This is a genomic window from Christiangramia echinicola DSM 19838 (assembly GCF_000423065.1).
Lineage (GTDB): Bacteria > Bacteroidota > Bacteroidia > Flavobacteriales > Flavobacteriaceae > Christiangramia > Christiangramia echinicola.
Genome location: NZ_AUHG01000011.1, coordinates 58366 through 72181 on the forward strand (window position 1 = coordinate 58366; position 13816 = coordinate 72181).

The following is a 13816-nucleotide window of genomic DNA, read 5'->3' on the forward strand; positions in this document are numbered from 1 at the left end:
CTGGAAAATACTGGATTCATTAATAAGGCTAAAGAAAAAAAACCACCCGAAGGTGGTTTTCTAGAATTTGGCTAATTCTAATTATTTGGGAAAGCCCAGATATCATCATCTAATAAATGTCCTCCTTGTGCCTGGATTGCAGCATTATAGTTTTCCAAATTGGCCTGACGTTCAGAAATTGGATATAGAAATCTTCTTGGAACGATGCCGGATGGATTCACATTTGGAACCGCATCGGGACTAGGTGTTAATTCGGGATATCCGGTTCTTCTGAAGTCTACCCATGACTCCAGGGGTGCATTTCCATATAGGGCCACCCATTTCTCATTGATAATAGTTTGGATCTTCTCATCTTCAGATCCAGATAAGGACAATGCGTCCACGTAGGAGCTAATTTCACTTCCTTCTACCCCAATGTACTCCATATTGGCTGTAACCGCTTCTGTAAGGGCATCCAGTGCATCAGCATCAGAGCCACCGGTTCTTACGATTGCTTCAGCTTCAATAAACTTAACTTCCCAATAGGAGATTAAAGGAGTAGGAGAGTCGGCCTGACCCCAGAATAAGCCTTCAACTCCAGCGAAATTTACTTCGTCTGTAGTGTAAAAGGGTAGTCTTGGGTCGTTTTGACTCTTCATCTCGTCAACAAGTACCTGAGAAATACCTAGTGTACTTGGTCTGTCATTATCAAAGAGAAACCATGGATTGGCATTCTGAGCCGGAGTGCTATATACAAAATCCGGCTGTTCTGTAGTGCTTGAAAATGCCTGTTGGATTTCGGTTAAAGCATTCTGTGCCGCAGTAGTTCCGTTAATAGAGGTGAGATGTAGGTAATAACGAGCCTTTAAGGCATGGGCTACACCTTCCCAATCTATATCATCAGTGCTTCCAGCACCAGCGAATTCTCCAATTCCTGCAGCAACACCTTCATCAATAGCCTCGGTTAGTAATGATTGAATTTCCATGTAAACAGACTCCTGTGTATCATATGTTGGGTTCAAATTTCCCTGATCTCCTACAAATGCATCTGAATATGGAATGTCACCCCAGGCACTCGTGGCTACGCCAAGGTTTGCCGCCATATATAATTTGGCCAAAGCGCTGATTTCTCCTTCATTATTCTGAATAATTACATAGGCATCTTTCATTGATCCTGCGCCATACAGGCCAAAATCCCAGAGGTCATCTGAATCACTTTCACCTATATTATACTGGTCATAAGCAATTTGCTGTGCGTCTAAACCGTCAAAATGTTGAATTATTATTCCGGCTATTCTGCCGCCAAGAGCAACAGAATTTCTATGAGTCTGAGCGATCATCCCGGGGTATATTGCACCCGCGTTTACTGATTCTGCTGAGGGGTTATCCGGGTCAATATTAGCATCGGTAATTTCACAAGATGTAGAAAAACCGATCAATGCTATCCAGATAAATATTTTTATAGTTTTCATATTTTCCTAAAAATTTAATTGAACGTTTAAACCGTAACTTTTTGTATTGGGCTGGTTAAAATAATCCAGTCCCAATCCGTTACTATCTCCTGTAAGGTTTGTCTCAGGGTCTACTCCGGGATAATCTGTCTCTACCCATAAGTTTCTTCCAAATGCTGAAAATGATATACCATCTATAAATGTATTTTCCAGAAATTTATCGGGAAGGGAGTAACTTAAGGTCACTTCTCTAAGTCTTACCCATGAACCGTCATAAACATTGCCTTCGTCTACGTCACCAAAACCATATCTTCTCCAGTAATTATTATTTTCACTAATTGTTGGATCTGAATAAGGTACTACTTGAGTATTTGGTTGCCCCGTGGATTGTACAACTCCTTCAAAAACGGTAGTTTGATCTCTTAATAAAGTTTCCTCAGAAACCCCGAAGTAATCCAGAATACCGCATGATCCACACCAGATATCACCACCCTGACGAATATCAAAAAGGAATGATAATCCTATATTTTTATATTGAATCTGGCTGCTAATACCAGCAAGCCAGTCTGGGATAGGATCACCTATTACACCATCTGTATCTGCCAATAGTGGATAGCCATCATCATCAATTAAAACCTGGCCTGCATCATTTCTGGCATATCTTCCCCCGAACAACGCACCATAAGACTCGCCGACTACTGCACGTGAACTTGTTCCAGAGAAACCATTTAGAGTTACAGATTCTACACCTTCAACCAGTTCTTCAACTATGTTTTCATAGGTAGTCCAGTTTGCACTAATGCTCCATTCAAAATCCTCTGTTCTAATGGGTGTTCCGCTTAAACTTACCTCGTAACCTGTATTGGTTACCAGACCTACGTTAGCATACCTGTCTACAAAGCCTGAAGAGGGTGCTGCATCTACAAAAATGATCTGATCTTCTGTCTCTTTATCATAATAGGCGAAATCAAATTTGAGCCTGCTTTCTAGCATGGATAACTCGATTCCCACCTCAAATTCAGTCGTTTTTTCTGGTGTAAGAGTCGGATTTCCCGCTCTCGATGATCTTTCAAATGAGGTGGCATCATAAGCTGGAAAGGTCACACTTTGAATGAAACCGTCACCGCTTACAGATGTACCTCCAAAATTGGTGATAGTAGCATATACTGGTGCGTCATTACCTGCGCTACCCCATGCCCCACGTAACTTACCGTAATTAAGGAAATTGCTATCCATGAGTTCAGTAAATACGAAACTACCTCCAAGAGAATATGATTGGAAAGTGTTGTCGTTTACAGGAAGAGTCGAAGACCAGTCATTTCTAAATGACGGAGTTAAGAAAAGCATATTATCATAGCTTAAAGTCGCCGTAGCGAAAACACCAATAAGTTCTCTTCTTGTAGAAAGTTCCTGAGCCTGCGTCGTGCTTACATTTGAAAGATTAAAGAATCCCGGAATGGTCATTCCGTCACCAATTACGGTTTGTCGGTTAGTTTTGTTGTAATATCCGTCATAACCAACATTGGCGTCGACTCCGAAGGTATCTGAAAAGTTGTAAACTGCGTTGAAAATACCACTCCAGTTTACATCCTGGTTAGAGATGACGTCGTTAATAACGCGTCCATTACCAAAAGATGCATCAAGAATGTCGAATCCAATTTTTCTCGTATCTGTATATCTGTCGATAGAACCTGAAGTTTTAAAACTTAACCAATCTGTGATATCATAAGTCAAACCTAGTTTTCCAATTGTCCTGTTTACATCATCCAGATTAGCATTTCTTGCTACTGCAAAGTATGGGCTATTATAAATACCATCTCTATAGCTTCTATGCCCGGGTAGCTCAGCGCCTGGTATATCGTAGAAATAGGAGGCTGGATCATCTGCTGCAGCCTGACCTTCTTTACCATTCCCCATGTCGAATGTAGGGGCATTACGAAGGAGACCGAGCATTACACCTGAAATATTGGAACCTCTCTGAACTCTATTACCACCAGAATTAGTATACTGAGCAGAACCGTCTAAAGTTAAGTTCTCGGTCAAGTCAGCTCTTAAGTCTACCCTGAATGTTTTTCTCTCAAATACCTCATTTGGAGATATACCTTGCTGATTTAATTTTCCTATCGATGCCCGGTAATTCACTTTCTCACTTCCTCCGCTAATTCCAATACTTAAATCTGTAGTCTGCCCGGTTTTAAAGAAACTATAGCGGTCGTAAGCCTGAGCAGGCATTCCGTTTCCGGTTCCTGCTGGTACAAGTCTTCCGTTTCTGTCAAATGGATAGTCTGTGGCTCCATCAAATTCCAGGTCAGATAGTAATGGCCCCCAGGAGTCACCCTCGAAAGTTTCCGGACCTTGATATTGTAGAGCACCTTCAAAGTGCCTACCCTGAGCATACAGTTCTTGAGTTTCCGGTACCTTATTATATTCTGCAAAGGACAGTGTTGAATTTATAGATACCCTGGTTTTACCAGCCTTACCCTTTTTCGTTGTGATTAGTACAACTCCGTTGGCAGCACGTAAACCATATAGGGTTTGGGCTGCTATACCTTTAAGAATTGAGATAGAAGCGATATCATTTGAGTTAATATCTATAGCCCTGTTTGAAAAATCACTACCTCCTAAACTGGAATTATTATTAGTTTGTGTTGGATCTTCTGAAAAAGAAGAGTTGTCAATAGGCACACCATCCACCACAAATAAAGGTGAATTTGATCTGGTTATCGACGTATTACCTCTTACTCTAATATTTGCAGAAGCTCCTACGGAACCTGAAGATGAGGTAACCTGCACACCTGAAGCTTTGGAGCTTAAGGCAGAAACCAAGTTTGTTTCCCTCGATTTCTGTACATCGTCTGCCTCTACTGATTCTAAAGCATAGCTAAGGGATCGCGGTTTTGCACGGATTCCCTGTGCAGTTACTACAACTTCTTCAAGTTCAGCGGAGTCTGCACCAAGTTTAACATCAATAGTAGTTTGATTTCCTACTGTGATTTCCTGAGTTTCTTTCCCTACAAATGAGAAAACCAGAACATCACCCTGGCTTGCGTTGATGGAATAATTTCCGTCAAAATCTGTTTGTGTACCGGTGGTGGAATCTTTGATGAATACATTCACACCAGGTAGAGGGAAATCATCTTCCCCGGTAACCGTACCATTAATTGTTTGTTCCTGGCCATAGGAAAGTAAGCCCAGAAGCATAAACAACCCAATGATAATGCGTGGTAATTTTTTTTCCATTTTAGATGAATTTATGATTATCATATAAAATTGTGAAAAAACAGTTAATAAATGACAGCTATATCGTTAAAATAACAGTAAAAAGATGTGAGTAAATTCAAAAACGCTGTGAATACCCAATATTTCGGGTGGGTGTAAACGATTTGGCGTAAAGTAGTTAAACACCTTGTAGTCAGGTGTTTGTAGGAAATGTATTATTGAAATTCAAATATTTTCCAGGCTTAATTCAATCTGCGTTGATTGAATTAAGATGTAGTTTAAGCTACCTGGAGAAACTTAGAAGAAATGCTGTGAAATTAAAGTCGCTGTCTTACCACTTCATATAAAAATGCGCCACAGGCTACTGAGACATTTAAGGAAGCAATACTTCCCTGCATAGGTAATTTAGCCTTAAAATCTGCAGATTTTAAAATGGAATTAGAAACGCCCTTTTCTTCGTTCCCCATAATTATAGCAAGGGGTTGCTTCAAGTCTAGATCATAAATTACTTGATCTGTCTTCTCAGTAGCAGCTATTATCTTAATGTCATAAGTCTGAAGGTGAAAAAGAGCATCTTTGATATGATTCACTTTGCAAATGGGAATATTGAAAACTGCACCGGCTGAAGTTTTTACTGTATCTGCATTAATAGGAGCAGATCCTTTTTCTGGTATTATAATACCTGAAACGCCACAACACTCTGCAGTTCTAATAATAGCTCCGAAATTCCTAACATCGGTTAAGCCATCCAGTAAAAGAAATAGAGGAGGAGTAGAATTATCCCGGGAGTCTTCAACCATTTTCTCAAGACTGATAAAACTGATAGGGGAGATGTTGGCTACTACGCCCTGGTGGTTCCCTTTACTAAGTTTATTCAGTTTTTCAACGGGAACATAAGAAACGGCAAAGTTACCTTTTCTAAGATGTCGATTCAGTTCCTGAAACAAGGAGCCTGAAAGACCTTTTTGAACAAATATTTTCTCAATAGACTTTCCGCTTTCAATAGCCTCAATAACTGTTCTTATCCCGAAGATCCTGGTAGTTTCTTTCATGCTGGCAAAGTTAACATTTAAAATATTTCCTGCTTCGCGTTTTTACAAATAAAAAAACCACCCGGTTAGGGGTGGTTTTAATAATTGTAATATGGTTATTATTATTCAATTCTAGTGTAAGTAGCTGTATAATCTCCAAAACCGAAATAAGAATCGTTGTATTGAATTGTTAAAACACCTGCTTCTTCATCCCATGTACCAGATGTAATACATCCTATACCTAGGGCATCACAATAATTAGCAGCTGTCTGGGTCTGAACTTCTCCACAAACTACGATAATACTTCCAGCAGCGCTTAATGAACCATTACCTGTAGATTCTAGTGCACCTCCATCAAGGTTTGAGACATCCCAGCCACCCTCATCATTCGCAGAAATTGTAACCGGAAAATCTTGAACTCGACCATCACGAACACCTGAATTCATTAGATAATCACCTGATAGGTCTGTTTCACAGATATAGCTAAGATTCACTGTTGTGCTTTCGCTTTTCTCATTAGCAACTACTGGTGTAGAAGTTCCTGAAGTTGAGATATCAGTAATATTCAATATTAGTGATTCAACAGTTGGAGGACTCACACCTTCTGTATAAACCGTTACAGGTATATTAGCTGAAAAATCATTTGATGAATTCAACGTAACAGTATTACCGGCTGTAAAGTCATAATTTAAGCCTTGTTGAGCTGTTGAAGCCGGATCCAGTTCAAATGTTACTACGATTTCACCAGATTCAAACTCAGCACTAGGTCCATCTAAGAAAATCGGGACATTGTACTCATAAGTTTGAGGTTCAGCACCTACGGCGAATGGAGCAGTTACAGATGCAGCACTAAATCCTACGAAGTTTGGTCCTGTACCAAAGTCTGTAAGGTCGTCATCTAGTATCTCATCACAAGAACTCACACCTAATGCAAGCAAAGCGATGGCTACAATTTTAAAATTTTTAATTATGTGTTTCATGTTTTCTTTAATATTATTTATCTCCAAAATGGGGCGTTAGTAAAGGCGTCAGAAGGTGTTTGAGCTGGTACATTATCACTGTTTCTTGCGATCTCAGATACAGGGTAAAGCAGGCTTACTGGTCTTACACCACCTGATTCAGCAGGTATTGGTAAAGTATTTGGGAATCCTGTTCTAATCCATTCTACCCAAGACTCGATAGATGAAGTACCATTAAGAGCAATCCATTTTTGCGTAATTATAGCTTCAATTTTGTTAGGAGATGCGTCCCAAGATACATTTTCTATTAACTGAGTATAATATTCTTCTGGATCTGCATCAACTAAATCTCCATCTACATTCTCTTCTTGTGCTCCTAGGAATTCAAAAGATGCCGCGATAGCTTGTTCGTATAGTTCTTTAGCTGCAGCCTCTCCACCTGGAAGGTAGCCTCTAAAGGTAGCTTCCGCCTGTAAAAATAAAGCTTCAGATAAAAGCATAATCGGTTGATCCTGATCTGAACTTTTCAAAAGTCCTGGTCCAACATGAGAAAGATCATCAGATGTGAATCCAGTTCCAGGAAGCTGTGTTGATTGTTCAGCACCTATGTAACCATGATTTACAGCATCAGAATAAAGACTTTCTAGACGAGGGTCATTAAAATCTGTCAAAGTTTCGATTGCATAATCTGTAGCTACAGTAAAATCCTGTCTGTCTAGAGCAGCACCATTTGGTCCAACTCCAACATAGCCATAAAATGGGTTTTGCTGTCCTGCATTATCTGAGTAACCTGGATTAGCAACTACATTATCTGTAATGAATCCAGCTCCGTTAGCCATTATAGAGGCTATTTGTTCTTGAATGTATGAATCTTGACCAGTATTACTCATTCTTACTAACATTCTTAATTTAACAGAGTTAGCAAATTGAGCCCATCCAGTCATGTCTCCACCATAAATGATGTCCTGATTACCTGGGTCTTCAGCATTCTCTGGTAAATTTAATGCATTGTTAGCTGCATTTGTAAGAGAATCAATTACACTTTTATAGATCAATTCAGAATCATCATAAGCAGGGGTAGGATTTTCTCCTCTCAAATTTGCTTCTGTATAAGGTACATCTCCGTAAAGATCTACTAAATACTGGTACTGGAAGCCCTTTAAAGTTTGAGCTATTACATCATAAGCATCATAACTAACTGCTCCGGAGGGATCAGTAAAGTTTTCAACATACGTAAGGTTCTTGAATATTGAAACATAAGATGTTTCGAATATATTGGTAAAGAAGTTAGATGTAATATTATATCTAATTAAGTCACCATTGGCAGACCAGTTTGAAGGAACTGCCCAATTATATACCATGAACTGTCCTAGGTAAGTCATTGACCGTGCATTAAGTGCAACGAAATCATCTTGAGCTACCGGAAGAGTTAAACTTGGTGTAGAGGTTGATGGATTGTTTGGATTTTCATTAACATCCAACATGTCCTCGCTACAACTAATCGCAGCTACTGCGAAAAGCATCAACAAGGGTTTTATTAAAAATTTCTTTGTCTTCATTATTTTTTATTTTTTAAAATTGCGCTGTTAAACTAATACCGTACTGTCTTGTAGGAGCTGTTTGAGATTGTGTTCCAACTCCAATAGCATTACCTGTTGTAAAGTTAAATTCTGGATCAGTGTAAACGTTATCAGCTGGTCTTAGGGTTATAAGGTTTCTTCCATATACACCTAAAGTTAACTGTTGCATTTTTAATTTACTAATAAGATCTTCATTAAAAGAATAATTTAATGCCAATTCTCTTAATTTAAGAGTTGTTGCGTCTGTAACATAGTTCTCTGCAACATTGTTGTAATTATCCCAGAATGCATTACCACCACCTGAGGTTGGTCTGTTAGTATTTTCAATAAAACCTCCTTGACCATCAGAATAAGATGAGTTAGGGAATATGAATGGACGTCTGTTTGAACTAGCACTATGCTGAGTTAAACCAGTGAATTCCATTGCATTTACGATATCATTAAAAAATACGTGACCAGTTCTATAGTCTGCTACGGCATAAAGAGAGAAATTTTTCCATCTAAGAGTTGTATTTAAACCTACTATGTAATCTGGAGAAGTTTGTCCTTGTGTTTTAAGCTGTGAATCCTGTAAAGGATCTCCGTTAGCTCCAACGATAACTCTTCCTTCTGAATCTCTCTGGTAAGAAGTAGTTCTGATTAATGGGTATGGCTCTCCAACTTTTGCTATAATTTGCGCATAAGAATAACCTCCGATGTCTAGTTCATCAACTCCTTCAGCTAATGAAATTACTTCTGATTCAAATCCAGTGTAGTTTACGCCTAAATCCCAAGAAAAATTATCTGTACTAAAGATCTTACCATTTAAGTCTATTTCTAGACCTTGGTTTTCAATCTCTCCGATGTTGATCAGGTTGCTACTAGCTCCAGATGCTAGAGAAACATTTACTGGAATAATTTGATCTGTAGAGTTTGTTTGGTAAACAGTTACTCCACCAGTTAATCTGTTCTTAAATAATCCAAATTCAACACCTGCTTCTATAGAAGTTGTAAATTCTGGATTTAGGTTTGGATCTGGTTCAACGCTAGATTGAGCAAGTCCTGCAGTAGATCCGTAAGGGAAATTCGATGGTGCGAAAAAAGTTTGATTCACTTGATAAACTCCTGGATCATTACCGGTCTTTGTAACGTTAACATTAGCTTTTAAGTAGCTAAATCCATTTGGTCCCTCCATTCCTGGGAATGCATCAGATGCAACAAAAGATATACCAGCACCCGGGTAGAAGAAAGATCTATTATCCTCTGGCAGGGTAGATGACCAATCATTTCTAGCAGTTACGTTTAAGAAAAGATAGTCATTAAATCCTACGGTTACATCTCCATACACACCAAAACGTCTATATTGAGAAGTAGATTGACCACCTTCAAGGTTTCCTGTTCTTGTAGAAACGTTGTAAAATCCTGGGATGATTAAGTCATTACCACTCACATTTATAGCGTCTGATCTTTCGATTCTTAAGTTGTGTCCAACTGTAGCGTCTACAGAGAAAGTTTCTCCTAAATCTGAGTTATAGTTCAGAATAAAATCGCTATTAAATCTCTCTGAGCTATTTTTGCTATCTGCAGTTCTGGCACCATAATCGGCCATGTTAGAATAAGCTCCAGGTACAGTAAAAGCTTTTTGGTAAGCACCAAACTCCCTTTTGAAGTTATTACTATCTCCTGTGAAACCTGCTCTTAACGTTGCAGAGAAATTTTCAGTGAAATTATACTTCGCGTTAGCTAATAAGTTAAATTGGAAGAAGTCAGACTTCTCTCTCTGTGTATCAATAATAAAATATGGATTTTCGTAGAATCTATAATAAGAAACTTCATTTCTTGTAAATTCTCCTGTTCTCCAATTTTTCATTTGTGTTATTGGAATATGAAGAGGAGTATTGATTATATTCCAGTATACAGGTCTGTCTTGACGACCACCATTTCCAACAGTATTAGAGTGAGATCTGAAGAACGAAAGGTTACCACCAATTTCAAGTTTATCAAATTTTCTGCTACCTTTTAATCTGGCATTAGTACGGTTGTACTTATCTTTTGGAACAGTACCAGTTATGTTACTTTGATCAAGTGAAAGTAAGAAGTCCCCATTTTCATCACCTCCAGCAAGTGTAATTCCATTTCTCGTGGTTACACCAGTATTAAAAAAGCTCTCATGAACATCTTCAATTGGCGAAAAAGGAACCTGCCATACTCTACCGTCAGCATATGTCTCACTAGCGTCAACTAATCGACCGTCAAATTTAGGTCCCCAGTTAACATTTTCTAATGGGTAAAGAGTTCCATCAGGAAATCCACCAGCACCAAATTGATCCTGGAATTCTGGAAGATATGCAACCGTTTCAAATTGAGTAGAAGAATCAATAGTTACCTTAAGTTTTCCTTTTCCAGATTTTGTTGTAATCACAATTACCCCATTGGCTGCTTCAGAACCGTATAGAGCAGAGGCATTAGCACCTTTTAAAACGGTCATTTCCTCAATATCGTTTGGGTTAATTCTGTCAAGAACACCACGCGAAGACGGGAAACCATCAACAACGATTAAAGCCTGGTTATTACCTAGAAGTGATCTGTTACCTCTAAGAACAACACGAGTATTTGGATTTACTCCGTTATTAACTGTGTTAATTTGTAAACCGGCAACTTTACCAACCATATTGGTTGCAACGTTAACAGCTTTAGTCTTGGTAATATCATCATTATCCAGAGCCTTTACCGAATACGATAGCTCTTTAGGATTTCGCTCAATACCAAGTGCTGTAACAATCACCTCATCCAGTTGAGAAGCGTCAGCTTCCATAACTACATTTAATGTTTCGGTGATGTCGTCCACAGTATATTCAGCTTTTTTTAGACCTACGAATGTGAAAACCAATACATCACCTTGTTCAGCCTGAATTGAATAATTACCGTCAAAATCGGTTTGAACACCATTCGATGTTCCCTTAACTACGATATTTACACCGGGTAGAGGCAGATCGTCCTGATCTGTTACCGTACCGGTAATCGTTTGTTGTTGGGCAAAGGATATTTGCACAACAAACGCTAGTAATAGCGTCAAAATACTACTAAATTTTGCTTTCATTTTTAAATTTGTTTGAATTAGCCAGCGCCAAAAATGCCAAAAATATGTTAAGTACCAATAAAAAAAATGTTAAATAAATTTAGAAGTTTGAATGAGTCGGAAGAAATAAAGCGGTTTATTGAAGTTAATTTATCTTAATCCTGAAAACTATTGAGTGTTTATAGTTAAAAGGGGATATGATTGATTTGATTTAGTTAATACGCAATTATTTAACGTTTATAAAGTATACGGTGTAGCTGTGCTAAGTTTGAAAAAAAAATTAATCATAAAAAAAGCCACCCAATTTGGGTGGCTTTTCATTTAAATGGCTGAGTTTTTTTAAAAATCTAACCTTATTCCATTTCTTCCTCTTCTTCTTCCTGAATTACAATATATGAAGATTCAGATTCAGATAAACTTCCACTCATTACAGTGAATTCATAATAAAGCGTATCATTTACCATAAGGTTAAGTTCATCGTAGTTAGTATCTGCTAATTCAATTGAACCACCTTCGTTAGAAACTTCAGCTCCACTGTTAGAGTAAGTACCATCAGAATTTTTCTTTAAGAAAAGTTCAGCGGTATCTATTGGAGCAGAAAGTGTGTAAGTTGAGTAATCAACTGCAGCACCATCGCTAATAGAATCCAGGGTTAATTCACTTGGGTTGTCGTCGTCTATACTAATAGGACTAACAACAGAAACTGTGAATGGATCCTGGGCCATATTGCCATTAGATAATTGAGATTCTAGCATGATGTCAAATTCATCGTCTATTGCAATATCTCCAAAAGAAGATGAATTGAAGGTTGCTGTTTCTTCTCCAACTGTTGCTGAAGCTATTGACGAACCTTCCTGCAATACTTCAACAGAATTTACGGTTACTCCAGAATCTGTATAAAGGTCTATACTAAGGTCTTCGCTTTTATCGAATGAACTAATAGTTTGATTAGCAAGAAATGCATAACCTCCAACATCTTTAGCTGCATCTTTCTGATAATCGGCTTCATCGCTTTCACATGAAGTTAATCCTGCAGCGAGAAATAAACAAAGTCCCCAATATTTTATATTTCTTTTCATTGTGTTTATTTTAAAATTTAAATTAAATCGATTACTCATTAATATCCCAGAAAATAGGTGTTTGAGTATCGTCTCCACCTATCGCGGTTGCAGCCTCAATATAGTTAGTATTATTAAGGTTTTGTTCGTCAACTGGATATGTGTATCTAAGAGGTACATCACTACCAGAATCGCTAGGTATGTTAAGAGCTGGAGCATCATATAGTCTCCAAGTACTCCAACCTTCAAAAGGATTGTCGAACATTGCGATCCAGAACTGTGTGGCAAATTGTGTCACAGAGCCATCATAAGCTACACTTGGTTGAGAAAGGTAGTCTGAAATTTCAGAATCTGAAACTCCCCAGTATTCCATGGAAGCAGTAATCGCATTGTTGTAATGTGATTCTGCGCTACCTCCAACATTATATCCAAGATCTGCTGCTTTTGAAAGATTGAATTCAACTTCCGTATAATCCAAAAGGATACCTTCTCTAGTTGGGTCTAAAAATGGATCCCCAATATGTGTGAAAGAACCATAGTTGTTACTTCCACCATAATCACCACCAATGTATCCGTCAACGTTTTCGTCAAAATACACCATTCTTCGTGGGTCGTTAAGATCATTCATGTAATCTGCGATAGTTTCAGAAATAAGGAAATCTGATCTTCCGCTCTGTACTAGATCTTCCCAAAGTGGATTGGTGTTTGGGTCATTAGATTGGTATTCAATGGTTGCATTGTCATCATTAGACATTAATACACCATCTGCAACAGCATCTTCAACGGTAGATTGCGCTAAACCAGGATTAGCATCCTGTAGTCTCATTCCCAATCTTAATTTTATAGAATTAGCGAACATCATCCACTTATCCATATCACCGCCAAAAACAACATCGGCAGAGCTGTAACCGTTCCCGGCACTAAGCAATGTGTTTGCGCTGTCAAGTCTTGAAATTAAATCTTCGTAGATAACTGCGTCATCGTCATACTTAGGCTGTGGGAATTCATCTGCCTGCACAGCTTCTGTATAAGGAATGTCTCCAAAAGAGTCAACCAATACATGCCAAGTATAAACTTCAATAACTTCTAGTTGTCCTAATCTTGCGTCGATTTCTGCCTGGGACAAATCAGGATTTTCCATTACAATACGTTTTGCATCCTGTAGATCAAAAATTACATCTCTGTAATATTCAGACCATACAGCATCTGGATTCTGACGTGCTGTGAAATCGTAATTTGGTTCATCCAGGTAAGTGGTTGTTGTTAAATACTGTCCTAAGAAACGATATAGGGGTTCATTAACATTAGGGCTAGCCATGTAATCTCCTAAACTTACAGTAGCAGCGGTAAACAAAAAGTCTGAAGCTACTTCAGTAGGATTTTTAGGATCTCTGTTTAGATCCTCATACTTCTCGTCGCTCTGGCAAGACCATAGCGTTACGAGTGCTGTTATAGCTACAATATATTTTTTCATAGTGATT

The 13816-nt window shown here is 38.4% G+C and carries 8 protein-coding genes; all 8 read right to left on the reverse strand.

Features of this window, described 5'->3' with window-relative positions; all coding sequences use genetic code 11:
* Positions 1-77 precede the first annotated feature (77 nt).
* The 8 genes from G530_RS0105245 to G530_RS0105280 all read right to left on the reverse strand — a co-directional run bounded on the left by G530_RS0105245 (position 78) and on the right by G530_RS0105280 (position 13809).
* Entirely contained in the window at positions 78-1451 is a 1374-nt protein-coding gene (locus G530_RS0105245) for a SusD/RagB family nutrient-binding outer membrane lipoprotein (RefSeq protein ID WP_026933534.1), read from the reverse strand.
* 6 nt (positions 1452-1457) lie between these two features.
* Positions 1458-4670 (reverse strand): SusC/RagA family TonB-linked outer membrane protein, encoded by a 3213-nt coding sequence (locus G530_RS0105250; RefSeq protein WP_026933535.1) that lies wholly within the window; start codon positions 4668-4670, stop codon positions 1458-1460.
* A 296-nt stretch (positions 4671-4966) separates the two neighbouring features.
* Complete coding sequence (rlmB, locus tag G530_RS0105255) at positions 4967-5701, reverse strand: 23S rRNA (guanosine(2251)-2'-O)-methyltransferase RlmB (protein WP_026933536.1); 735 nt, start codon at positions 5699-5701, stop codon at positions 4967-4969.
* Between the two features lie 101 nt (positions 5702-5802).
* The gene (locus G530_RS17250) at positions 5803-6660 is read right to left on the reverse strand and encodes a hypothetical protein (RefSeq protein ID WP_156888595.1); all 858 of its coding nucleotides are present in this window, start codon (positions 6658-6660) and stop codon (positions 5803-5805) included.
* 17 nt (positions 6661-6677) lie between these two features.
* A complete protein-coding gene (locus tag G530_RS0105265; protein WP_084519407.1) occupies positions 6678-8198 on the reverse strand; it encodes a SusD/RagB family nutrient-binding outer membrane lipoprotein in 1521 nt (506 codons plus the stop codon).
* Positions 8199-8211: 13 nt separating this feature from the next.
* Positions 8212-11298 carry a SusC/RagA family TonB-linked outer membrane protein gene (locus tag G530_RS0105270; RefSeq protein ID WP_026933538.1) on the reverse strand — a complete coding sequence of 1029 codons (3087 nt, stop codon included), beginning with the start codon at positions 11296-11298 and terminating at the stop codon, positions 8212-8214.
* 332 nt (positions 11299-11630) lie between these two features.
* The gene (locus G530_RS0105275; RefSeq protein WP_156888596.1) at positions 11631-12356 is read right to left on the reverse strand and encodes a hypothetical protein; all 726 of its coding nucleotides are present in this window, start codon (positions 12354-12356) and stop codon (positions 11631-11633) included.
* A gap of 31 nt (positions 12357-12387) precedes the next feature.
* Positions 12388-13809 carry a SusD/RagB family nutrient-binding outer membrane lipoprotein gene (locus G530_RS0105280; RefSeq protein WP_026933540.1) on the reverse strand — a complete coding sequence of 474 codons (1422 nt, stop codon included), beginning with the start codon at positions 13807-13809 and terminating at the stop codon, positions 12388-12390.
* Positions 13810-13816 lie beyond the last annotated feature (7 nt).